This window comes from Hymenobacter fastidiosus, assembly GCF_039539565.1.
Taxonomy (GTDB): Bacteria; Bacteroidota; Bacteroidia; order Cytophagales; family Hymenobacteraceae; genus Hymenobacter; species Hymenobacter fastidiosus.
This window is the reverse complement of sequence record NZ_BAABDJ010000007.1, coordinates 381,559-405,584: the sequence shown is the minus strand read 5'-3', so window position 1 is coordinate 405,584 and position 24,026 is coordinate 381,559. Positions and strand designations below refer to the sequence as shown.

Below are 24,026 nucleotides of genomic sequence, written 5' to 3'. Positions count from 1 at the left end.
AACCAAAAACGACCAACCAAAAACCAACTATGCTTTCTTTTCTGCTGCGGCGCCTGGCGCAAGGGGTACTGGTACTGCTGGGCGTAGCCCTCACCGTATTCTTTCTGTTTGCCGTGCTGCCCGGCGACCCGGTAGCTCTGCTGGCCGGTCAGCGCTCCGACCCGGCCACCCGCGCGGCTATTGCCGCCGACCTGGGCCTCGACCAGCCTTTGCCCGTGCAGCTGGCCGGCTACCTCAACGACGTGTCGCCGCTGGGCCTGCACCCGCGCGATTCGGCCGGCGTGGCCAAGTATGGCGGCGTGGCGCTGTTGCCGTTGGGGGAGAAGTCGCTGGTGGTGAAAACGCCTTATCTGCGGCGCTCCTTCCAGAGCAACAAGGATGTGCTCAGCATTCTGCTGGACCATTTCCCGGGCACGCTGTGGCTGGCGCTGGCCGCTATGCTGCTGGCGGCGGTGCTGGGTATCCTGTTCGGCGTAGTGGCCGCGCTGAAGCCCCACTCGTGGCTGGATCGGGGGCTGATTACGACTTCCGTGCTGGGTATTTCGGTGCCGTCGTTCGTGGCCGGCATCCTCATTGCCATGACGTTTGGCTTTTACTGGAGTCACTGGACGGGCCTCAACCTCACGGGCCAGCTTTACGAAACCGACCCGTTTACCGGCCGCCATCTGGTGCTGCGCAATCTGGTCCTGCCGGCTTTCGCGCTGGGCATCCGGCCGCTGGCCGTCATCACCCAGCTCACCCGCAGTTCCATGCTGGAAGTACTGAGCCAGGATTACATCCGCACCGCGCGGGCCAAAGGGTTGTCGGGCTATCAGACGGTGGTGGGTCACGCGCTGAAGAACGCGCTGAACCCGGTTATTACGGCCGTGTCGGGGTGGCTGGCGTCGCTGATGGCGGGCGCATTTTTCATCGAGTACATCTTCAACTGGAAAGGCCTGGGTACCGTGACGCTGCAGGCCGTGCAGAACCTGGATTTTCCCATCGTGATGGGGGCTACCATCTTCATTGCCTTCCTGTTCGTGGTCGTGAATATTGTGGTTGACGTACTCTACGCCGCCCTCGACCCGCGGGTGAAACTCAGCTAAGCAATTATCAATGAGCAATTTTCCGCTCCTTTATAGCGGTTTCGCAGACGGTGTGGCTGCCGGTCCGGCGGCTACCAGCCGTCGGGCCGGTCGTCGTTGGCGCGAGACGTTCAACATCCGCTCCCGGCGACCAGTCCAGAGTAGCGGGCTCTGGCTATAGTGTTCACGAAACTGCTGTAATTATCAATGACAGGACTTACGCAAAATGCTTTCACGCAGTGTTTAACGTCCTCGCACCGCGAAACACTGCGGTTTAACACTGCGAAACACTGCGTGAAATGGCACCAGGAGGGTTTTGCGTAAGGTCAGTTACTCATTGATAATTACAAATGAGCAATTTCCGGCTCCTTTAGTAGCTTGCCGCAGGTTGAACGATACCGGTCTGGAACAGTAAAAGCTCATGATTCCTCCCGGCCATTCCGCAGTCAGTGACAGTGACACTTGCCCATTGTTAATTGTTAATTGAATCCAATGCGCCTCTACCTTATTGGCATGCCCGGTGCCGGCAAAACCACTTTAGGTCGGGCCCTTGCTACGGCCCTGGAACTACCCTTCCATGATTTGGACGAGGAGATTGTGCGCGAAGAGGGGAGGAGCGTCGCCGACGTATTTCTGACCGAAGGAGAGGCCTACTTCCGACAACGGGAAGCAGAAGTATTGCGGGACCTTGTTGACCGGACGCCACGAATGGTGTTGTCTACCGGGGGGGGCACCCCCTGTTTTCACCAAAACCTGGAGGTGCTGCTTCAAACGGGGCTCACGCTGTATCTGGCGGTATCCGTAACTGAACTGGCGCGGCGTCTGCAGCACGCGGCCAGTGCCCGGCCGCTACTTGCCCAGTTGCCGGATGCCGCCGCGTTGGAGAATCGTCTGCGTGAAACCTTAGCTGCCCGTCAGCAGTTTTACGACCGTGCCCCGTTACGTTGCACTGCGCCCACTTGCACGGTAGAGTCCCTCCGGCACCTGCTGGCCACCTACCAGGCCAGCGCCTGATCTGGCTCCTGCCAGCCTTTGGCGCAGCATTTGCGTGGTGCTGTGTACTTTTGCTCTTTAATCAGCCCGTTCATCCGTATGAATTCCACTGCTCCTGCCACCGCTGTGCGCCCTACGCCGGTAAAAGCCCCCGATATGGTCAAGCCCAAGCACAAGGGCTCGGCAGTGTTGTTTAAAAGCCCTGTTTTGGAGCGGCTTACCCATACTCATATCGCTCTGCCGGTCTCTATTTTCCTGATTACGGCTCTGGTGAGTCTGTATTATGGTCTCACCAACGGCTTCATTGGCGGGGCTTCGGCTTTTGGGCTGTTTCTGGCGGGTTGGTTTATGTTTACGTTCGTGGAGTATGCCATGCATCGCTACCTGTACCACATTCCGGCGACTACGTCCAAGCGCGTCAAATTTCAGTACACCATGCACGGCGTGCACCACGAGTTTCCGAAAGACAAGACGCGGCTGGCTATGCCTCCCATCATCACGGTTTTCGTGGCTTCGCTACTGTTTTTCATGTTCCGGTTCCTGTTTGGCAGTAACTCCTTCGGGGTTTTAGCCGGCTTTACGTTTGGCTACGCGCTATATCTGTTCGTGCATTATGCCATTCATGCCTACGCGCCGCCTAAGAATTTTCTGAAAGTGTGGTGGCATCACCACGCTCAGCATCATTATCGGCAGGATGAAATTGCCTTTGGGGTTTCTACTACAATATGGGACCATATCATCGGTACCATGCCCGACAAGAAGGTGAACGATCAATAGCGCGCCACCCCTTATCTGCTGAGCTGCTGAATTGCATAGCGTAGTACGTAAACGGTGGGGACCAGACTTGTAGCAACTAAAAAGGGCCTCCATCAGGAAGCCCTTTTTAGTTGCTACAAGTCTGGTCTGCGCTAACGCCGGATTTTGCGGATGATAAATCCTACCAGAAGCACAACCAGGACGATACCAATAACGGCCGTCCAGGCCCCGGCTTTGAAAATATCTCCGGCCAGTTCACAACTGCTGAGCGAAAAGGTGAGCAGGATAAAGCAAAGGGTGAAAAACGAGGAAAAGCGTTTCATGGCAGGGAGGCTCGAAATAGTGAGAGAGAACATTCCGTTACAGGAACAGGTCTGTTGGATACTTGCCCCCGCGTAAAAAGGTTGAGTCTGGCTTCAAATCCCTACCAAACAACGATGCAAACCCCTGGAATTCAAAAACAAAAATGCCCGCCGGTTATCGGCGGGCATTCTAGGTATTAATGCGCCCTCCTGGATGCTAAGAATACTCGAATACGCTTCAAAAACAGCATTAAGAGCCTATCCGAATAGGCAAAAAGAAGTGGTATTTTTGGGGTATGGCTACGGTTCAAGAATTTCGCATTTCCGGCACGCTGTGGGCGCGGTTGTCGCCCCATCTACCCACTCACGTACCGAAGGCGCATCCTTTGGGCTGCCACCGGCTGCGGGTGCCGGACCGGCAGGTATTGGACGGGATTTTCTTTGTGTTGCGCACGGGCTGCCAGTGGAAAGCCTTGAGCGCGACCGGCATTTGTTCGAGCAGTACGGCCCATAGTCGGTTTCAAGCGTGGGCGCAGGACGGCGTCTTTGCCCGGCTCTGGAACGAGGCCCTACAGGACTACGAGGACCTGATTGGCCTCGACTTTGACTGGATGGCTCTCGACGGCTCGCTGCACAAAGCGCCGTTGGGCGGGAAAAAAAACCCGGCCCAACCCCACGGACCGCGGCAAAGGCGGCGTCAAGCGCAGTCTCTTGACTGAGGCGCGAGGCATCCCGGGGGGCCTGGTACTGGAGGGAGCCAACCGGCATGACATGAAGCTGACGGAAAGCACCTTGACCAGCTTGCCGCCCGCCGCGGAAGCGGCCCGACAGGCCCACCTGGCTGGCGGCGGCGAGCAGGGCCTGTGCCTGGATGCGGGCTACGACTACACGCAGGTACGCGAAATCGTCGCCGCACTGGGCTACACGGCCCACATCCGCTCGCGGGGCGAAGAAGCCCAGGTCAAAAAAGCGGGGCAGAAAGCCCGCCGCTGGGTGGTTGAGCGGACCCATTCCTGGCTCAACCGCTTCCGGTACCTGCTCATCCGCTGGGCTAAAAAGCCCGAAAACTACCTGGCCATGCTCCATTTTGCCTGCGCCCGAATTACGTGGTACAATTGTCTTTTTGGATGAAGCTGTTCGCCTATTCGGATAGGCTCTTATCTTGACTTTAGCCTTTTGAGATTAGCGAAAAGCCTGTTTAAAGCTTCTGGGAAGCCGTTTGGCTCCTTTACAAGCTTTTTGCCAGGTTTAAGTCAGGTAGCGATATGCCATAAAGCCCGGACTGCACACTTGCCAGACTAGCCGCGGGTACGAGCGGCAAAAAAAGCCCCTTGAAGGGGGTATCAGACCGGATAGTAGTCAGCCCAAACCCTTGAGCCGGAAAACGGCCACCGCCCAAAAGGCTAAAGTCAAGCTAAAGAGTAGCGCAGTGAAAAACAGCGGAAAAACAGCGGACTTTCTGATTTGGCAAGCATTTACTATCGCGCCGTCATTCACCACATGATTACTACTGGTGGCGGACCCGTTTGCCGATACTTGAGCCGAACTCGCAACACATACTGTCGGTCGCGCACCAGTTTGAATCGTAGATAAGCGTTGCGCTCTTCCCCGCTGTCGTCATCAGCTGCCCGAAAGCGGGGTACACCATTTTCTTCCTCAAAGAGCACAAACAGCACGTCGCTTTTTCCGCGGGTTTGAATCTCGTAGTTGCGGGTTTCGGTGGGGCTTATAGCAAAGTTGAGCTGTTCCCCATTCTGGATGTCCAGCGGCTGCGACTCCCCAACTTTCAGCAGGGGCATTCGATCGTCCATAGGTGGGTAAAACTGCTTCACCCAGTTGATGTCGGCGTCCGAGAACTGGTTGCCAATAGGCGCCGATTGACTCCTGGGGTAGATACCTGTGGTGTCGTATGGCTTGGGACTTTTCACAATACCGGGTTGGAACTGATACTGCATAATGGAGTCGTGGTCCCAAGTGGAGCCACGCACTAGGGACGGCGAAAGAGAGTCCAGAATGTTGGACTTAATTACATCCCGCTTCCAGTTGTTTGGTGGGCCGGAGAAATACTTATACACCTTCTTCTCATTCCAGACGATGCCGCTGAAAGGGCTTTGGTGCTCATGGGGCAGGCCTAGGGTATGTCCTATTTCGTGCAGAGCAGTGCAGTGCCCGTAGAGGGTTCGTAGGTCCCAGCCAAAGTTCATGGTTCGCTCGGCCGTACTGCGCTGCAGAATCTCGTCGCCGATATATGACCAGCTGCCGTCGGAGGCCAAGAAGCCGATCCGGATTTCTGCTTCCTCGCGATGCTGTACCTCCACGAACTCCAGACCGATACCCAGCGCTTTCCACTCTTCAAAAGCACCTCGGACCACATCCTGCTGGACTTTGTCACCGATCCAACTCTGGCGAACTTTTGTTCGGTCGGCTTGCTCTACATCGCTGAAGTCATGGTTAGGGTCATTGAAGAAGTAATAATGAAGGATAGTGCCATTTACCCATTTGTGGGCACCCGTAATGATGGCATGCGCCTGATCGTGGCTGATCGTCGCTGGTAACGGAGGCAGCTGGGGCGGGGCGGAGCTGCACAGCGGCACCTCTATTCCATTGCTGTGGACCGGCTGCTTGGGCTTAGGGCTAGCGGCTCTCAGAGCGGATTTGGTGGGAGTATTCATACAAATAGAAAAAGGTGGGGAATACTGAAAAAGAAGCGTGCTTGTGCCGAGTAATATTACCCGGCACAAGCAAGAGCGGGGCCGATGGTCACAGTGTGGAAGGCCTAGAAGTCGTGACAGCGGCTTGAGCAGGCTCCCACGCCACGGGCGCGTAGGGACAGAATACGACTAGTTGCCAGATCATTATTTCTAGCATCAGGACTGCTTGTTGGGCGGCATAACGGGGGGGGGGGCAGGCCGTAAGCCAGCGCTATGGCCATTATTGGCCATGGCAATTAGAGTGAAGGAGCGCCTCGCCAAAAAAGTATGTGTGATGGGAATTACCGCCTACTTCGCGCGGGTTACTCCAGCACCTGCTGCAGCGTCTGGCCCAGCTCCCGGATCTGTTGGGCAACGGCCTGAGTCTGGTTGGTTTTGCTGGTCATGGTTTCGTTGGTATCGGGCATATGGCGGGTTTGTGGCTGGCCAACGGGGGCCATCATTTGTGGGCTGGCTTGGCGGCTTTTAATCTGGCGCTGCAGGCCTTGCAAATGGTCCAGAGTATTGCCGATCTCGGCGAGTGATAAGTCGTTAAGCGACTCCAGCGCTCTATCCTTCAGATCCCCAAACGGACAGGATTCACGATACTCGATTAGGTCCTGGCGGGCGGTCTGACGCTCGTTCTGCGTACTGGTCGGGTGGCAGGCGGCGTCAGCTGCTACCACGAGCGTGTCGAGTTCTTGCTCCCATTCTTCATAGGAATTCAGGAGGGCAAAGTCGGAGTGGGACATGAGTGAAAGGGAATAATGGTGGATGGATTATTTGGGGTCAGTAGCAGCAACGTCACCTTTGGCTTCCTTTGCTTTGTCGGCCGCTTCTGCGGCCTCTTTGGCCGCTGCTTCCTTCGCGTCCTGCAACTCCTGAATCAACTGCTGGATGATTTTGGCTTGTGCCGCCAGGTCCTGACTCGACACGTTGCCGGCTTTGAGCAGCAACCGGCGCAGATCGTGGTGGCTGGTGGCCCAGGTATCTACCAGCTTCCGGCTTTTCTGAAACTGGACTAGGCTTTGCTGCCGGGGTAGGGTGTAGCTGCTATTCCAGCGCGCCTGTTCAGCCGCATACACAGTCTGCGGAAACGGATTGTCGATGATGGCTTGGTAGAAAGGCTGTCGCTGCCGCAGGGCGGCAAAAAGCCGGGCGTTCGTGTCCGGGTTGGGGCTGCGCTTAAATGCCTGGTAAGCAGTGTATATCCTAGCGTCCGCATCGGCCCCTATTACCCGAATCTCATCTATTGGCCCGCACTTATCGTCTTTGCCACATGTGGCCAAGCCAGCCTTGCCATTGCTTAATAAGGCAGTATTAGTGGGCGCGGTCATCAGCAGATTTTCTGCCTCGGTTAGCTTGGACAGGATAAAAAGCACCGACTCCCGCTGTTTCTGGATATTTCGGTAGTAGTCTTCTACTTGGGTATGCCGCACGTTGTTATCGAGCAACAGATTGTACGCTGCCGCATCAATCTGCGCGTAATCAGCCAGGCCTGCACTCAGTGCCTTGGCCGTGGTCTGGATCAGCTTTTCCTGCTCCGGCGAGGCTAGGGCTTTCAGTTGGTTGTTGGTCCGGTAGCTATTAACTGTGCCAGCAAGAATTTTCAAGGCGTCAAGGGCCGTTTGTAAAGGTACCGAGAAGGTTTTGAGAGGGACTGCAAAGTCCTGGCTGGCCTTAACAAGCTCATCGGTTGCCTTGAATACCGCTGTTATTTTCTCGTCGTGCTTCTTGCCCTTCTCGGCTGCCTTCTCCAAGGCTTCGGCGTACATATTGAAGGCGTGAGCTACAACCGTGAATTTTTCGGTTCCCTCTCGCAGCTGCTGTTGAGAGTTGCTTAGCTTCTTTTGCTGCTTTTCTGTAAGTGTGCGAATCGTAGTAGTTTTACCCAGGTCCTCCACTACCTGTTTGAGGCTCATGTCGATGGCCGCGCCCATATCGGAGGTGGCTTTGGTGAAGGGCTGAACATCAACAATACCGCTGCACCCGGACATGAGGGCCAAGAGCAGGAAAACATAAAAGCGAGTTTTTTGCATGACAAAGTAGGTGAAAGTGAATCTGTATCAGTGATGTCGGACTGGTAGGCTGCCAGGCACAGGGCGGGCTTTACTGACCAGCGGCGGTATAGATCAGGCAAACTAGTCGGAGTGAACTGGCAGCGGATGGTAGCAAGCCTTACCTTACCCATCCAGGAAGCTCTCGGGGGCACCCGTTACGTGCGTTAAATCATAAGCCAGCACCGTTTTGCCCGCATCCATCATGGCGACTACCGTGAAGGTGCCGGCGGAGAAGAAGCTGAGCCGGGCCTGACCGTCTTTCTGCACCGGTACCCGTATCACGCGTTGCTGGTAGGTAGGGTGCAGCAGAAACACGACTTCCCCCGTCAGCAACTCGCCCTCCACCCTTTTTACCGTGGCCAGCAGGTCGAGGCCACCCTTCAGCGTGGCAATAATCGTTACCACCAGGCGGCGGCCGTTTTGGGCGGCGGGCAGCAGTCCAAACACTTCTTTGCCGGGGTCACTGTCCCAGTCGACATACTTTGAACGCTCGTTGAACTTGGCCAGCAACTGATTCCACTGTTGCAGGTCGTCGAGGTAGGGCGACGTGTCTACTAGGGCGGCGGCGGCTGGTGCGCCCCGGGCAATGGCAGATGGCACAACGGGTATCGGGGAGGCAGCAGCATCTGAAGCGGCAGGAGCAGAGGGGGCGGTGGGCTCGACAAAGGAGACCGTGGGGGCAGAGCCTGCCGGGGGCGTTCCTACGTTTATGATGGTGGTGCCGCCCCCGGGTGGCATCCGCGAAGGGCCACCGCTGTCCGCGCCCGGCCCGCGCCCGGTAGGCAGCGACGTGCTGCCATCTGTTTTGGGCGTCACCTCATTGTTTTTCTGCACTAGGAACCCCGCGCTGCTAATGGAAATCAGGGCCAGAATACTGTTATCCAGCTCGGGCAGCGCCCAGTGGACGAGTACGTAGCGAATCAGATAGAGTCCTACTACAGCATTGAAGATGACAAACTGCAGGCGTACCACGCTAATGCCGTTCAGATCGGTGAGCACATCCTGCACCCAGCCCCGCGACTGTTCAATATGTTCGGTATGGCCCGGCGTGGTGGGCGTGGCGATAGCTTCGTCCTGCGTACGGTTGATGAGCCGGCTGAACAAGCCATTGGCGATGCTGATACCCAGCAGCCCCAGCAGACCACTGGGAATACTCGGTAGTGCCGACGTCACCAGGGAGATCATGAGGTACGCCGCCACTACGAGCAAGGTCCAGTAGGCTACCTGCGCCTTCGCCAGGCTGAAGGGGACCTGGCGGTAGAGCTTATCGATGACGGCTGCCTGTCTGCTCTGGTCAAGTGGAATACGATTCGAGCGGTCGGAGCGAATGAAGGTGCTGTTTCTTGCCAACCAGAAGAATACCCACACCAGCCCCGCCAGTAGCAGCACCCCAACCCACATCCAGCCCTTCTGGACCAACACCAGCTGCAGTCGGTCGTTGCCATTGGGGTAGGCTTTGCCCAGTTGGCCGGTTTCAAGCCCGACATTGATCCGGCTGAGATGCTCGTAGGTGCCGGGTATCTTATAAAAAAGCTGCCAGGTAGGTTCCGTTTCCAGATTCCGGACGAGCTGGAAGCGCACCGTAGCCGTATCCCGGCGCTGAGTCGTGTCGACAGCTATAGGGGGCATGGGCAGCATGATGTCATCTACGAACAGCCGTAGGTCTTTGAATAGGCGTTTGGACCGCCTCAAGGCCAGCCGTAAATCGCGCACCTGAAGCACGATATAGTCATTGAGGTGAAACCGGGTACTATCTTTCGACGACGGGTTGCTTACGCCTACCACTTCCACCTGGGGCAGCCTTCTGCTGTCGTTCTGCTCCCGCTGTTTGGTGAGGCTCAGGTAAGTTGCACCACCCGAAGCGGACTGGGGAGTAGCCTTCGGTTTCTGGTCATTGACGGAATCAGTTGGAGCCGGCCTGGGAACAGATGGCTTTTGGCTTCGGGGAGGAGCAGAATCAGTTATCTGTCCGTAGGTCTGCCTACTCAGCCAGCCATCGGCAACGGAGAGCCACCCAACCAGCAGAAAACAGAGGTTAATACGCATTATGGATTCTTGCTGAAAATGGCATCCGGTGGGCAGCACCAGAGGGGTATTGGTAAAAAGCCGTAGTCCTGAACTGACGAAGTAAGTTGCCATTTCGGCGGCCCTGGCGCATCAGTGCTACCACTGAATTTTAGGCATGCTACAGTGCCCGATGCAAATAGTTGGCACTCAGGCAGCGCCCGCCGAGCCCTGCGCATCTGTCAACATTGGACCCTAAACTCTGATTCCCGTGAAACAAGCTATCCTTGTCCTGCTCTGCGGCGCCTGCCTGCTCAATGCCCCCATGGTCCGGGCTCAACAGGTGAAGCAGACCCGCTCCACCGAAACCATCCAAGCCGTGTACGCCGGCGGGGGCATCGACGTATTTCTGACCCAGGATGAGGCCACGACCGTGGTAGTGGAGGCCCCGGCGGCGGCCCAGGGCAACCTGCGCACCACGGGACGCTGTCCATCGGCTGGGAGCCGGGCTTCTCCCGGAAAAAGCTGTTCGGCCAGGCCAGCGGCAACGTGCGCGTGTACGTGACCTGCCCGCGCCTGACGGCCCTCACCGTGAGCGGGGGCTCCGACGCCCGGGGCCAAACGCCTTTCACCACCGGGGAGCTGCGCCTGAGTGCCAGCGGCGGCGGCGACATCCGCCTCGCGCTCACGGCCACCACCCTCACCAGCTCCGCCTCGGGGGGCGGCTACATCTACCTCACCGGCAAGGCCACCCACCAGCGCGTATCGGCCAGCGGCGGCAGCGACTACCACGGCTTCGCCCTGCGAAGCACCACCGCCGACGTGCACGCCAGCGGCGGCAGCGACGTTGAAGTGGCTGTGGACGGCGAGCTGTCGGCCGATATGTCCGGGGGCAGCAGGGTGCGCTACAAGGGCAGCGCCCGGGTGCTAAAAGCCCACGCCAGCGGCGGCAGCGGGCTGCGCCGGGTGCAGTAGCCCGGGTTCAGGGGCACCCTGGTGCCTGCGCACCAAAAAACACCGTCATGCTCCGCCCGGCATGACGGTCTTTTGGAGTAATGCTTGCTGGTAAAGTGAGGTCCACGTCTCTAACGCAGCCAGCCGATTTTCACATTTCACTTCGGGACGAGTACAACTCCAATAGCCTGCTACGCGGCCGGGTCGTTGAAGTGGCGTTCCAGAAACCGCCAGACGTTGCGCCAGAGCAGGTCGCGCACCTTGTCGCGCACGTTGTCGGGGTCGAGGCCGTAGCGGGCGCGGGGGTTGCCGTCGGCCAGGCCCACCAGCCGCTTTACCAGGGCATCTTCCACGTCGTCGAAATCGAGCACGGAGCGGCTGCACTTCAGGGGCACGATCAGGCCGTCGAAATCGGAGCCGATGCACAGGCAGCGCCAGGTACCGGGACCGCCCACGCGCACCAGATACAGGATCTGCCGGGCCAGGAATCTGAGGTGCCGCCGCCGGGTGCGCTCCGGCCAGGAAATGCCGGCCTCGTGGTCGTCGGCTGGCCCCGGGCTGCGGGCTTCGGCCTGCTCGTCGGCTTCCAGCAGGTCGTCCTCATCCTCCACGTCGGCATCTTCGGTCGCCTGCGGCCCGGCCACTTCCACCGCCGGCCGATCCGGAATCAGGTTGTACTCGGCCCGGCTGAAGATTTCCTTGGCCGTTTTACTGACGCCGGTAATGCGCTTGTCGAGCGACAGGCCAATGAGTCCGCCCGAGTCCACGATTTCGCGGATGTCCTCGTCGTAGAGGTTGATGGACCAGCAGTTGAAGTCGCGGGGCGTGACGCCGGGGTTGAGCCCGCCCTGGCGGTAATGCACCACCACCAGGTCGGCCTCGGCGCGGTGCGCCACCGTTTTGCGGCTGGGCGGCTGGTCGCGGCTGCAGCCGGCGGCGGCCCCGTGGCTGCAGAGGATGGGCCGGGCCGGGAATTCCTGCCGCCGCAGGGCGTAGTACTGGCGGCGACCTTCCCGGCCCAGGTGCTTCACATCGATGAGCACGCCGGCCCGCAGCGCCACCCGGATCAGGTCGGCCCCGGTTGGAGTCAGGCCCGCGCCGCGCGGGTAAAAGTCGCGGCTGCGGGTAATAACGACAGGGCCGGCTTTCATGCGCATCCCGAAGGCGTGGGTGCAGATCCGGTTGTCGGTGAGGTGGGCCAGGGTGAGGTAGAGGAAACGGTGCCCCTCATCCAGCCGCCGCCGCAGGTTATCGGCCGCCGTGCGGCCATCCGGGTCACTGTACAGGCAATGCGCCCCCTCAACGGCGCGGATGATGTTCACGGCCTCGGGGTCGTAGTAGGCCAGGCGGCGCAGCACCCGCACGCGCTGTCCCTGCGGGCCGCGCAGACCGTCGGGCAGCAGGGCCAGGGAGTCGCGCAGGTGGTCGAAGTAGGTGCGCTGCCCGGGCTGCCCCACCTGCTGCACCTCGCGCAGCAGCGCCGGGCTCACGAAGGTGGGAATCTGCCCGGCCACGGTCTGGAACAGCTTACTGGCCACCATGCCGGCCTCGGGCGAGTGGTGGACCGACACGTTCAGGTTCACTTCCCCTTGTTCCAGCTGGTAGAGGTTGGCCTGGTGCCGCAGAATAGTGCGCATAAACAGCACCAGCGGCGAAGCTACGGGTACCTCGTCTTGTTCACTGGCCCATACGGGCCGGCGGTTGGCGGTCTGGGTGCCGCTCAGGTGCGCTTTCAGCGCGGGGTGGGCATGAAGGTCGAAGTAAGCCATAGAGGGAAGGCAAGGCGCCGGATTGTATTTTGCAATGGCTGATCCGGGAGTGGCCGCCATAAATCAGCAGCGGCCGGAGGCTACGAAGGATCTTCGGCCGGCCGGCCGAAAATCGATGCTGGCTTCAGCGTGGTAAAGCCTCGTAGCGGTTGCCGACAGGTGACATCCCGTTGGATCATGGGAAGAAGGTGTCCGCGCATGTGGGGTTTGCCACGTGTCAGGCCAGAGTCAGGAGCAGGCGCGGATTCAGCTCAGAAGCAAGAAGCTCTACCACGGTGGTTGCCGGGCGCCTACGCCCAGCGTGCTGCCGCCCGCCAGCACCCGCAGCACCTGGCCGCGGTTGGGCCGGTGCGTCACGTAGCTCGCGTGGACCCAGGCCGGACTGCGGGCCGAGCCGTACTCCCAGATAAGCTGGTCGAAGGGCAGGCGACGGCGCACGTAGTCGAACAGCTCCGCGTTATCGAGCCTGGTGGCGTCGCCATCCATATCAATGGCTTCGCCGCGCACGTGCTGGCTGGTAGGCGAGCCATTTACGGCCTGGTTCAGCGCCGGGGAACGGTAGAAGCTGGTCACGCGTAAGGGCCGGCCAAACGCTGCGCGCAACGGGTCGAACATGGCCTGGGCTACTGCCTCCATGCGCCGGAGCGTAGCCGCATCGGGGGTATTGTAGATGCCCAGGCGGATAGCGGTGGGACTTTTGTAGCCTTCAGCCTCAGAAACGTAGCGGGAAATCATGGGCGGCGTAGGAGTAATGGTGAAGCGCAGTACCCTGATCCGGTACCCGAAAAGGCCACTAGCGAAAGGCAGCGGAAAAGTACTCCACCAGAGTGCCGGGCGAATCAGTGCCAGCACGGAATTTTGTTGGCCGCGCCCTGGTGCCCTTCCTGCCTGAGCGCGCGGAATGCCGGCCCGCGCGCCGTCAGGCGACGCCGGGTCTGCCGGCCCGGCGCCGGTATCCTACGCCGTCACCCAGCCCTGGCGCACCGCCTGCACGGCCAGACCAACCAGGGTGCGCAGGCCGGACTTTTGCAGCAGGGCCCGGCGGTGGCTTTCCACGGTACGCACGCTCAGGTGTAGCTGATCAGCTATTTCCTGATTACAATAGTCGGCCATGATCAGGCGCAATACTTCCAGCTCGCGGCGACTGAACGGGGTTGGCGGTTCATGGGCGTGGCACCCTCTGCGGAAGGATTGATTCCGGAACTCCGGACTTTCGCCGTCGTTGTGGTGCAACAGTTGCCCGATGGTGAGCAATACCGCTTCCGGCGCGGCATGACGCGGCAGCAACGCCAGCGTCTGACGAGATGACCGGTCCTGGCGGAGTATAGTCAGGAGCGGGGGGCTGGTCAGGAGCAGTAACTGTTGGGCTGCGCGGGCCACGAACAACTGTTCCAGCAGCTGGGGCAATGGGGGGGCGACGAGCAACTCATCGACCACTACCAGCCGATAAGGCTGGTGCCGTAGCAGGGCGGGGGCTTGGCACGCGTCGGCCGTCAGGATAAAGGTCAGCGTGGGCCAGGCTTGCCGGAGCATCAGCACTAGCCCCTGACGATGCAGGGTAGGAGGAGCGATAATTAAAACGGCTCCGGATGAGATTGGCATGCCGAGCTGGGTAAAGTTCAGATCATATGGGTCAGGTAAGGAAGCGTGCAATAGGGTTAGGGCGGGGCGGAATGGCAAAGAGTGACTGGATACGAACCAGCGGTGGTAGCTGAGGGAAAAGATAGTATATAAAAAATTAAATATATAGTATGATTATAAAATTAAAAGAGCGGTTGCGTCCAGCTATTCACCCTGCGCAGCAGACCCCTGACGTGTAGCGGGGGGTAAATGCTGTAGCAGTCAGAATAATGCGGCTGATCGAACCCGGTACGCCTGAAACAGCCATGACACTTTCTCGCTTCCGTCCTACATCCTCAAAACAGTATTTTTTCTGAGCAGTATACTTATGAGAGTATGTCGGATAATTCAAAAAAATTCTTGAATAGAGTAAATTTTCTGGTAATCATTTGATTATCAGAAAGTACCTGAACGAAGAGCCGTCTGTGTATTTGCCGCGGGCATTGTAGTAAAGTAGTAGCTTTGCACTTCGCTCTGTACCCACCTTATTGCTCAAATGAAAAAAATTCTGACGCTTCTGCTGGCAGTCTTCTGCTGGGCTAGTGCTTACGCGCAAAATCCAACCTACCAGTTCTACTACGGCAACCTGCATGCCCACTCGTCCTATTCCGACGGCAATCAGGACCGTAATATTTCCAAGGCGGCCACCCCTGCCCAGGATTACAGCTTCGCCGATGCTTCGTTGCACCTCGATTTCCTGGGTATTTCGGAGCATAACCACTCGCAGGCGGGGATGCTGCGCCCGAATTACGCCAAAGGCCTCCACCAGGCCGATAGTATGACGAATGCCAGCTTCGTGGCCCTGTACGGCATGGAGTGGGGCGTTATTTCGGGCGGGGGCCACATTCTGGTGTATGGCGTGGATCAGCTGCTGGGCTGGGAACCCGGCAACTTCGACGTGTTCGTAGCCAAAAACGACTACCAGGGGCTGTTCAAGCAGATCAACCGCCGGCCCGGGGCCTTCGCGCTGTTTGCCCACCCTCAGAGCAGCGACTATGGCAATCTGGCGGGCACAGCCACCTTCAGCCCGCGGGCCGATAGTGCCATAGCGGGCACGCCCCTGCGCTCTGGTCCGGCTACGTCGACCAACATCACCTATTCCAACAAATCGACCAGCTCCTACGAAAGCACGTACCAGCGAATGCTGGCGAAAGGCTACCACCTGGGTATTGGCTTCGACCACGACAACCACAACACAACTTTCGGCCGAACCACTCCGGGCCGGGTAGTGGTATTGGCTCCTACGCTCACCAAAGCCGATCTGCTGCAGGCCTTGCGGGGCCGCCGCTTTTATGCTTCCGATGACTGGAACATTCAGGTTAATCTTACCGTGAACGGGCAGCCGATGGGCAGCATCGTGGAAGGTACGGGCAATGCGAACATCAGCCTGAACGTAGCCGATGGCGACAATGAAGCTGTGGGTTCGATAACCCTGATGCGCGGCGTCCCCGGCAATGGCGTCAACGCCGTGGCGGTAGCTACTACGCCCCTGGGCACCGCCGCCCTCACCTACACCGATATCAACGTGCCGAATTCGGCCTATTACTACTACGCTGTCATCATCCAGAACGATGGCGACCGTATCGTAACCTCGCCCATCTGGTATAGCCGCGGCTCAGTCATGGCCACGGCCAATGCGCAGGCGCTGGCCGCGCTGGATGTATTCCCGAATCCGATACAGGGCGGTGAGGCCACGCTTTCGTATGCGTTGCCCGGTGCCTCCCGCGTAACGTTAGACGTGCTCGATAGTATGGGCCGCCGGGTGAAGGTACTGGTGCAGAACGAACAGCAGTCCGCTGGTCCGCATGCTTACACCTTGCCCGTAAATCAGCTGAAGCTGGCTCCCGGCCTGTACACGGTGCGCCTGCTGCAGGCTACCGGGACTACCTATCGTAAGCTGGTGGTAGCGCAGTAAGGCAGGTTTATATTTGTTGGAAATCCCCGGTCCCATACGTGGCCGGGGATTTTTTTATGGCCCTGACGCATAGCGTTGACGGGATTTAGGCGGCGGGCAGCATAGCAGGCGCTACCACTACGTGGTGGGAGCAGCCGGGCGCCATCCCTACCAGAACCGACCACTCTACTCACCTAACGGCTCATCCTGACGCGCGACCCTGGCCAGGCCTAACCAGCGTATCACGCGAGCAACTCACGTAGTTCACCTTCGGGGTTCTTGACGGTGAACGAGGCTATTCCCTCCGGGTAGTGCTGCTCCGCCGGCTGCCGGAAGTTCAGTCGGTTTGGCCCGTCACCAAAGAACCCCGACTGTGCTGCCGGACCGTGACGCGTTATGAACTGGGGCGAGCAGTACATGAGCAGCTACGACGTCCAGGACTATCGCCGTAGTGGAAATTGCCCCGCTCCGGCAAAACCCGGTAAACGAGTTAGTCGCCCTTGCGCTGCCTGTGTTGAGCGTTTCGATACGTGCCGTATAGTGCGTTTAACGGCATTGAAGGGCGGATCGGTAACTGCGGCAGCGCCCATTTACAGGGGTGATATACTTGCGCTATTAAATTATTCCATGTTATGTACCTCAAATAGGGTGGAATAAAACCCGCACTGTTTATGATTTATTAATATAAATATTGCCTTAAATAACGTGCAGTCAGCAAGAACATTTGCTTAGAATTAAATTATTCTATGATATGCGTAGGATGCGATGTTGCCTGCCCGATTAGGACTGAGTTCATTGCCAGGACTTAGTGTAGCTGGTCCTTTTCTCGTGTTCTTTTCGTTTCTGCCATGAAAAAAACTTGTACTGTTTCACTTGCCGGCCATGTCGTTCGAAGGATACACGTCGGCATTCTAGCTTTGTTCGCGGCGGGGTCGTTTACTCCGGCTCAGGCGCAGTTTCCGCGTAACGAAACCTTTAAAGGCAGTTCGGCCCCGAACTTCTCCTTCGGCAATGCTGCCCGTCTGACCGGCACCGGTGGGGCTAATGATGCCGTGGGTGCGGGCTACCTTCGGCTGACTGATGCCGTAACCAATCAGGCGGGCTTCGTTATCGACAACCTGGGCTTTCCTTCTTCGGCGGGTTTCACCATCTCGTTTGAATTCTTTTCCTACGGCGGCACCACTCCTGGCGCTGATGGCTTCAGCGTTTTTCTGGTCGATTCCAACCAACCAGCTGGGGGCTTCCGCATCGGGGCTACGGGTGGGTCGCTGGGCTACGCGCAGAAAACGGTAGCTCCCCTGGCCGCTGGAGTTTCCAACGGGTACATCGGCATTGGCATCGATGAGTTCGGCAACTACTCCAACGGTCTGGAAGGTCGCTCGGGGGGCAGTGCGGTGCTCGATGCTACCGGGCGCGTCGCCAACGGCGTCGCTATCCGCGGAGCGGGCAACGGGTCGGCCGGCACGGATTATCCTTACCTGACCGGTACCCAACCGGGCGACTTAGGCTTCGCGCTGGACGTGAATGCGGTTCGTGCCCAGCCCGGTGCCGCCGACTACCGCCGCGCTTTTATCGACGTGGTACCCACCACGGTAGGTGCGGTGACCACCTACCGGATTTCGGTACGTATTCAGCACGGTAGCTCTCTGCGGACTGCCATCGACAATTTTGAGGTGCCTGCGCCGCCCCCTAATCTGCGCCTTGGCCTGTCGGGCTCCACCGGGGGCAGCACCAACATCCACGAAATCCGCAACCTGAACATCGTGCTGGTGCCGTTTGCCAATGCCGACGTGGCTACCACCAACTACAATCAGCCCGTGACGGTAGCCGTGCTGAACAATGACGTAGCCCCCGGCAGCAGCATCAACCCGTCGTCCGTAGACCTGGACCCTAACACGAGTGGGCGGCAAACCACCTTTAACGTGCCGGAAAAAGGAGCTTTTGCCGTAGACGCCGCGGGAGTGGTGACCTTCACGCCCAGCGGCATGTTTGCGGGTACAGTGACTGCACCCTACACCATGGAGTCGATTCTGGGCGCTGGCTATACGTCGAGTCCGGCTAACATTCAGGTAAAGGTGAATGGAGCCGATGTGGCTACGACCCTTACGGGGCCGGCTGTTACTACGGTTGGCGCGCAGGTTACCTACGCCATGACCACCGTTAACCAGGGCACGGTGACGGCGCTGAGCGTGGTGCCCAAACTACAGCTCCCCGCCAACCTGCCGGCGGGCAGTGTGACGTCGACCAGTGGCGGCGTATATGCTGCGGCTGACGGGTGGGTGACCTTCACGGCAGTACCAACGCTGGCGAATGGTGCTCCCGCGGTGGCCAATGATGTGACGTTTGAAGTACCAGCCGGTGCTCCCGCGTTCATGACCAGCCTGGCTACCTCCAACTCCTCGACGGTACCCGACCCCCAGCTGAGCAACAACACGGCCTCGCTGATTACTGGTATAGAAGCACCGCTACCCGTGGAGCTAACGGGGTTCATTGTCAAAGCTGCCAGTAACGGCGCCCAACTGACCTGGCTGACGGCTTCGGAAACCGACAATGCCCGGTTTGAGGTGGAACGCTCCCTGGATGCTGACCACTTTGCAACCATCCGGATTGTTCGGGGCCAGGGCACCAGCACCAGTGCTACCCGCTATGAGATGTGCGATAAGGAAGCGCCGCTGCTGCCGCGTAAGCCCATTTATTATCGCCTGCGCCAGGTAGATTATACTGGTACGAGCACTTACAGCCCGGTTCGGGCCGTGCAATTTGCTGGAACAAACAAGCTCGACGTGTCTGTCTATCCCAATCCAAGCCCTCACCTGACTCAGCCTACGCTGGATCTGACGAACCTGCCAACGGGGAGCTGCCACGTACAGGTGTTCGATGTGCGAGGGAAGATGCTGCAGCATTATACCCTTGACGGGGCCCGTCAGCACTTGCTGGATATGCGGGACTTATCGTCCGGCCTTTACATGGTGCATGTGCAGACCGATACGCAGACCACCGTGTTGCCGCTGGTGTACCGGTAACCTTTAAACCCCTCCTGTAGCATCATAAGAATGGCCGCTGGATTATGTCCAGCGGCCATTCTTATGATGCTACAGGAGGTTCACCTTTGTTGGTGACTGCAGAGTCGTCAGGGTAGACCTGAGGCAATAAGCAGGTGTGGCCTCTCACCACAGCGCAGGCTACCGCTGGCGGCTGTAAGCCGGCCGGTGTTTCTTATGCTTCTTTTTTTTTAGAAGCCCCCAGATGCTCGCCGGGGAAGTTGCCTTGACTATTGCGAAAGCAGGTCTGGCTTCGGTCGGAGCAGTTGAATTACTCCCAGCGGTAGCCAGGCGGCCACCTATAAGCAACAGGAAGAGAACGAGGATCTTCATATGATTTGGTATTATGAAAAGATTGATCGGTTTTTTGATGACGCAATATTATAAATAATAATCATATTAATGCAAAAAAATAAATATCATATAACGATATGAACCTAAAAACACCCCCGACAAGCCATAGCCTGTCGGGGGTGTTTTTAGGTTCAGCGCGACCAGAAACGGTTAGCACTACCAGTAAACCTGGGGGGCTTAGTTCGCAGATTTAGGGTCGCTCTCGCCCGCTTTTTTAGACTTGACGTCTTTTACCGGTTCGGCGGAAGTTCTTCCGTCCTCTTCTTCCTGATCAGGCCGAGCAGCACGGCTTACCACTACCACGGCCACGGCCGCAATGGCGGCAATACCCAGGATAAGCTGGGTTGGCGTGAGTCGTTGCGACGCTTTCTTGAGTAGTGTCCCGCCGTGTTTGAGCAGGTCGTCTATGTGGTCGTGGTTGCCTTGCACCAGCACGTGGTAGGCACTTTCAAAAGCGCGGGCCAGATCTTCGGGAAGAATTTTCTCTAGTTGTTGTTCGATCTGCTGTTCCATAGCGGAGCTTTGGTGTTTGTGGAAAAAGTCGGTTCAGATAAAGTGGTGCAACCACCGTGGCCTGTACGCAAAAAGCCGTCGGCGGGCTGCCCCACCGACGGCTTTTTTCATTTGCCTCTAAACATTCCGTGGGTAACGGGTTGGAGGCTCCGTCGCACCGTCCATCAGGTAGTAAATGGGGGGGTAGCTTTACCGCTCTATGGTCAATAACCGGCTGCTTACTCGGCTTCCCTGCTGCACGTGGCAGTAGTAGGCACCGGCCGCCAGCCCACTGGCCGACAGCGTTAGCTCGTGCGGGCCGCGCGGCAACTCGCGGTCCACGAGGCGAAGCACCTCCCGGCCCATAGTATCGAACACCAACACCTGCGTGTGCCCGCCTTCGGACTCGAACGCCACCGTTGCGCTTTCCCGGATCGGATTGGGATACACGCTAAAGTTTTTCACGGTGGTAGCAGTAGCTGAGGCTACGCCCGTCGCCACGCCGGGCCGCAGCACTGGTACGTAAGGCAATTGCCCGCCGCTGGAAGGCAGGAGCGCGTTGATGGTTGCCTGGGGTACCCGGAACCAGTCTTTCAGAATGCTGCCGTAAATGGCGCGGAAGTCGAACTGCATCGGGATTTGGTCATTCACCCCCGCATTGGCCGGCAAAATAGGGTTGGCCCCGTGAATGATTGGGTTGACGCTGGTACCGAATACGAACAGCGGGGCGGCCGCGCCGTGGTCGGTGCCTTTGCCCGAATTCGCCTTAATGCGGCGGCCGAATTCGGAGAAGGTCATGCCTACCACGCGGTCCTGCACGTTGAGGCGGCGCAAATCGTCCTGGAAAGCTTCTACGGCCTGCGAAATTTTGCCCAGCAGCGTGGCATGGGTGCCCACCGTGGTGGTGCCCGTGGCCGGCACCTGCAATACGTGCGTATCGAAGCCGCCGAGGTTACAGACGTAGATGCGCGTTTGCAGGCCCCCCGCCACCAGCTGCGCTACTATCTTGAGCTGATCGGATAGGGAGTTCACGCCCGTAGCAGGGTACATCGGCGAAAGGTTCTGAGCCCGGCCCGCGGCAGCCTGGATAGCCGTGGTATACACCTGGGTTTGCGAAATCACCTGCCGGATAAAGGTCAGTTCATGGCCTGCCGGCGTGTTGGGCGCGGTATCGACGACGCCCGTGAGCAGCTGGTAGAAGGAAGCGGTGCTGGCAATGGCCATGCCCATGTTCACGCTGGGGCCCTGCACGCAGTTGCTTACCACCGAGCCAATGCTGATGGCCAGCGGGTCGGGACTTTGAGGGTTGGGGTAGCCGCCAGGAAAATTGGGATATTCACCGTTGAGATAGCGGCCGGCCCAGCCCGAGGTGATGGTCACGTTCGAGTCGGAGGCCGAGGTCCAGATGTCGGTGGCGCGGAAGTGCGAATAGTTGGGGTTGGGGTAGCCCACACTCTGCACCACGCCCAGCCGGGCGTTGTTGTACAGGCTTTTCAGGCCCGTCATAGCCGGGTGCAGGCCGGTTACGGACGACAGCGGCAACACCTGGCTTTGCGGAATGGCAATGTCGGGCCGGGCGTTCATCAGGGCCGAATACTGGTCGAGCGGAATGACCATGTTCAGGCCATCGTTGCCGCCATTGAGCTGAATGAGCACCAGCACCCGGTCCGTTTGGGAAGCGGCGTTGGTAAGGGCGGCCAGCTCGGGCGAGTAGCCATAGGCACCAATCGGGAAGCCCCCCAGGAGTACCGGTAGCACCGAAGCTGCCGCGGTGGTGTGGATAAAGTCTCTGCGTTTCATTATGAGGTCTTGATTAGTTGGGGTCTCAGGGTCTTGGTTTTTGGCTGGAGGCCAGGAATCTGAACCGCTGGCTACGTCAGCAATCCGGGCTTCCAGGATCCCCAAGCGCCTAAGCCCCCACTAAGACAAATGATATTCGGCCAGGCCCATTATGCTGCGCAGCAGCATTTGCAGCTTGGTCGTCACGGCAGTCTTCTTGGCCGTATTGGTCGGATTGGCCAGGTACTGCGTCCACTCGTCGGTCCACTCAAAATCGGGTAGGCCGGGCAGTAGTACGTCGTTCAGATAGGAAAGCTGGTTGACGGTGAGCGGAATCGGGAAGACCAGCTTGGTAAGCTCCGCAATCAGCAGGTTCGCGTCGGAGGCGGTGGCCGCCGGCAAGGCCAGCACCAGCGCCAACACGTCGATGTTGATCTTGGCACCGTTGCGGGTGTAGCCGTTGGTACTGATCATCTGGTCCGTGAACTGGTTGCGGCGGGGCAGCGTCACGGCATTGATCCACATTTCGTAGTACTGCGGGGTTTGCCAGTAAGCCGCCCAGCCGGCCACGTTGGGCGGGTCGCCTACCACCTGTTGCTGCAGGTTGGTAATGCCGTTCAGGTAGTCCCACATGCCGTATTGTGCCACCAGGTTGGAGGAAGCCGGGAAGGCAATCTGAAACTGGCGGGCCACCGTTACGGTGAAGTCAATGGGGCTTTTGATTACGCACCCCATGTTCACGGCATCGAAGAAATGCTCGCTCGACAGCAGGGTGCGCAACACCGGCGTCACGTTGTAGTTGTTCTGAATCAGGAGCTGGGCCAGGGGCTGAATGACGTTCTGCTCGGTGGTGGCGTCGATAACGTAATACACGAACCAGCGGTAAAGCTTGCGGCACAGAAAGAGGGCCGTTTCGGGTTGCGCGAAAATCAGGTCCACCAGCGTCTTGTATTCCTGGTCCCCGCCGTTTGGAATGGCCGCGTTGCCGAAGGCCGCCGAAAACTGCTTGGTCGTCGCGTCGTGGCGGGAGGCGGTGAAATAGCCGTTGATGTTGGCCTGGCTGTCGCGCCAGCCGGTGAGTACCCGGGCCGCGGCCTGCACGTCGGCCTCCGTGTAGGTGGTATAGTTGCCCGACCCGATAAGCGGCCCCTTCCCCACCGTAAACAGCTCCAGCAATTCGCGGCCGTAGTTTTCGTTGGGCGCGCCGGCCGTGCTCTGGTTGCCGTTGAGGTAGCGCAGCATGGACGGCAGTACGGTTACGTCCTTGGCCAACTGCCTGATGTTGCCCAACGCGTTCTGCCGCAGCAGCGCCGAATACTGGTAGGCGTAGCGCGAATCGTTGATGTCGCTGAACTCAATCACGAAGTGGTTGTGCCAGAATAAGGTCATCTTTTCCCGCAACGACATATTCTGGGTCAGCATCTGCCCCATCCACCAGGCCCGCAGGGAAGCGCGGCGCACCCCTTCAACGTTCTGGTCAAACGCCTGCGTCACCCAGGTCTGCCCCACGGCCACGCTGGTATCGGTGGTCGATACGTTCAGCGGGGGCGCCGGGGCCGCCGGGGCCGTCAGCAAGTCGTTTACAACCTGCGTCAGCGTGCGACCCGCCGAAGTCACGATTTCCGCCCGCGTGGGACCAAAAAGGCTGCGGCGCAGCAGGTGCGCGGCCTGGTTATACCCCCAGGGGCCGGTGTAAGGGGCCAGGCCCGCCGTGGAGCGGGCCGTAGCGGGCAAGGCCTTGTTGGCAAACTTGCTGATGGGTTCGTCGCCACTGCCGGGCGAGCCACTGGGGTCGGCCGGGGCCGGCTGTTCCAATACGGCCGCCGGGGCCGTCAGTACGGCCGCGGGTTTACGGAGGAAAGCTCTACGATCCATAAGCGTACGGTGGTGGGTTAGGTTAGAACGGACAATAATTGGTTCGTAAGGAAGCTGTTACTGGTTTAATTTACAAGCCTCGGTGCTAAGGACATCTCAGAATAGTGAAGGTTTAATACGGTTTTATTTTTAGGGTGCCACGACTCTCCGGGCATAATGCCGTTTCGACGGGGGAGTATTTCCCGCTGAGCCCGTGTTTCGATTGCAGGCGGTGGGCTGCCTCGTCTGACCTGCCGTAGCTTATGGCCGCATGCAGCACAAAAAAAGCCCGGCCATTATCTGGCTCATTCTTACCCAAAACTCAAAAAAGCCCTTCCGGCCACGTGGCCGGAAGGGCTTTTTTGAGTTTTGGGTAAGAATGGGGGCGCTTTTCACGCGG

General features: G+C 58.7%; 19 protein-coding genes. 8 read left to right on the top strand and 11 right to left on the bottom strand.

What is annotated here, in order from left to right:
• The first annotated feature begins 29 nt into the window (after positions 1-29).
• The 3 genes from ABD833_RS06725 (at position 30) to ABD833_RS06715 (ending at position 2,834) form a co-directional block, all read left to right on the top strand.
• On the top strand, positions 30-1,085 hold the full coding sequence (locus tag ABD833_RS06725) for an ABC transporter permease (protein ID WP_345071827.1): 1,056 nt from the start codon (positions 30-32) through the stop codon (positions 1,083-1,085).
• Between the two features lie 471 nt (positions 1,086-1,556).
• On the top strand, positions 1,557-2,078 hold the full coding sequence (locus tag ABD833_RS06720) for a shikimate kinase (protein WP_345071826.1): 522 nt from the start codon (positions 1,557-1,559) through the stop codon (positions 2,076-2,078).
• A 78-nt stretch (positions 2,079-2,156) separates the two neighbouring features.
• Positions 2,157-2,834 carry a sterol desaturase family protein gene (locus ABD833_RS06715; RefSeq protein WP_345071825.1) on the top strand — a complete coding sequence of 226 codons (678 nt, stop codon included), beginning with the start codon at positions 2,157-2,159 and terminating at the stop codon, positions 2,832-2,834.
• A gap of 131 nt (positions 2,835-2,965) precedes the next feature.
• On the opposite strand, the gene ABD833_RS06710 is transcribed toward ABD833_RS06715, so the two are convergent.
• Positions 2,966-3,136: a hypothetical protein gene (locus tag ABD833_RS06710; RefSeq protein WP_345071823.1), complete on the bottom strand. Its 171-nt coding sequence runs from the start codon at positions 3,134-3,136 to the stop codon at positions 2,966-2,968.
• A 275-nt stretch (positions 3,137-3,411) separates the two neighbouring features.
• Between ABD833_RS06710 and ABD833_RS06705 the strand changes: the two genes are divergently transcribed.
• A protein-coding gene (locus tag ABD833_RS06705; protein ID WP_425553581.1) for an IS5 family transposase occupies positions 3,412-4,246 on the top strand; the annotation gives its coding sequence in 2 pieces (ribosomal slippage) (positions 3,412-3,770 and positions 3,769-4,246; 837 coding nt in all).
• Positions 4,247-4,608: 362 nt separating this feature from the next.
• On the opposite strand, the gene ABD833_RS06700 is transcribed toward ABD833_RS06705, so the two are convergent.
• From ABD833_RS06700 to ABD833_RS06685, 4 genes are all read right to left on the bottom strand, one after another.
• On the bottom strand, positions 4,609-5,787 hold the full coding sequence (locus ABD833_RS06700; protein WP_345071821.1) for a M12 family metallopeptidase: 1,179 nt from the start codon (positions 5,785-5,787) through the stop codon (positions 4,609-4,611).
• Between the two features lie 341 nt (positions 5,788-6,128).
• Complete coding sequence (locus ABD833_RS06695; protein WP_345071820.1) at positions 6,129-6,557, bottom strand: hypothetical protein; 429 nt, start codon at positions 6,555-6,557, stop codon at positions 6,129-6,131.
• Between the two features lie 27 nt (positions 6,558-6,584).
• Positions 6,585-7,844 (bottom strand): hypothetical protein, encoded by a 1,260-nt coding sequence (locus tag ABD833_RS06690; protein ID WP_345071819.1) that lies wholly within the window; start codon positions 7,842-7,844, stop codon positions 6,585-6,587.
• A 144-nt stretch (positions 7,845-7,988) separates the two neighbouring features.
• A complete protein-coding gene (locus ABD833_RS06685) occupies positions 7,989-9,911 on the bottom strand; it encodes a pYEATS domain-containing protein (protein ID WP_345071818.1) in 1,923 nt (640 codons plus the stop codon).
• 229 nt (positions 9,912-10,140) lie between these two features.
• Here ABD833_RS06685 and ABD833_RS06680 point away from each other — a divergent pair, with 229 nt between their 5' ends.
• Both ABD833_RS06680 and ABD833_RS06675 read left to right on the top strand, forming a co-directional pair.
• Entirely contained in the window at positions 10,141-10,434 is a 294-nt protein-coding gene (locus ABD833_RS06680) for a hypothetical protein (protein WP_345071817.1), read from the top strand.
• Positions 10,356-10,844 carry a head GIN domain-containing protein gene (locus ABD833_RS06675; RefSeq protein ID WP_345072005.1) on the top strand — a complete coding sequence of 163 codons (489 nt, stop codon included), beginning with the start codon at positions 10,356-10,358 and terminating at the stop codon, positions 10,842-10,844. The genes ABD833_RS06680 and ABD833_RS06675 overlap by 79 nt, the downstream gene beginning before the upstream one ends.
• Before the next feature lie 170 nt (positions 10,845-11,014).
• Here ABD833_RS06675 and ABD833_RS06670 read toward each other — a convergent pair whose 3' ends face one another.
• The 3 genes from ABD833_RS06670 to ABD833_RS06660 all read right to left on the bottom strand — a co-directional run bounded on the left by ABD833_RS06670 (position 11,015) and on the right by ABD833_RS06660 (position 14,194).
• Positions 11,015-12,592 (bottom strand): membrane dipeptidase, encoded by a 1,578-nt coding sequence (locus ABD833_RS06670; RefSeq protein ID WP_345071816.1) that lies wholly within the window; start codon positions 12,590-12,592, stop codon positions 11,015-11,017.
• Between the two features lie 267 nt (positions 12,593-12,859).
• Positions 12,860-13,327: a D-Ala-D-Ala carboxypeptidase family metallohydrolase gene (locus tag ABD833_RS06665; RefSeq protein ID WP_345071815.1), complete on the bottom strand. Its 468-nt coding sequence runs from the start codon at positions 13,325-13,327 to the stop codon at positions 12,860-12,862.
• Positions 13,328-13,549: 222 nt separating this feature from the next.
• On the bottom strand, positions 13,550-14,194 hold the full coding sequence (locus ABD833_RS06660) for a helix-turn-helix transcriptional regulator (RefSeq protein ID WP_345071814.1): 645 nt from the start codon (positions 14,192-14,194) through the stop codon (positions 13,550-13,552).
• Positions 14,195-14,708: 514 nt separating this feature from the next.
• On the opposite strand from ABD833_RS06660, the gene ABD833_RS06655 reads away from it, so the two are divergent.
• Positions 14,709-16,127, top strand: a complete 1,419-nt coding sequence (locus ABD833_RS06655) for a CehA/McbA family metallohydrolase (RefSeq protein WP_345071813.1) — start codon at positions 14,709-14,711, stop codon at positions 16,125-16,127.
• 896 nt (positions 16,128-17,023) lie between these two features.
• The gene (locus tag ABD833_RS06650; protein ID WP_345071812.1) at positions 17,024-19,129 is read left to right on the top strand and encodes a T9SS type A sorting domain-containing protein; all 2,106 of its coding nucleotides are present in this window, start codon (positions 17,024-17,026) and stop codon (positions 19,127-19,129) included.
• 549 nt (positions 19,130-19,678) lie between these two features.
• On the opposite strand, the gene ABD833_RS06645 is transcribed toward ABD833_RS06650, so the two are convergent.
• The 3 genes from ABD833_RS06645 to ABD833_RS06635 form a co-directional block, all read right to left on the bottom strand.
• The gene (locus tag ABD833_RS06645; RefSeq protein WP_345071810.1) at positions 19,679-20,014 is read right to left on the bottom strand and encodes a hypothetical protein; all 336 of its coding nucleotides are present in this window, start codon (positions 20,012-20,014) and stop codon (positions 19,679-19,681) included.
• A 189-nt stretch (positions 20,015-20,203) separates the two neighbouring features.
• The gene (locus ABD833_RS06640; protein ID WP_345071809.1) at positions 20,204-21,793 is read right to left on the bottom strand and encodes a DUF1501 domain-containing protein; all 1,590 of its coding nucleotides are present in this window, start codon (positions 21,791-21,793) and stop codon (positions 20,204-20,206) included.
• A gap of 120 nt (positions 21,794-21,913) precedes the next feature.
• On the bottom strand, positions 21,914-23,647 hold the full coding sequence (locus ABD833_RS06635; protein WP_345071808.1) for a DUF1800 domain-containing protein: 1,734 nt from the start codon (positions 23,645-23,647) through the stop codon (positions 21,914-21,916).
• Positions 23,648-24,026 lie beyond the last annotated feature (379 nt).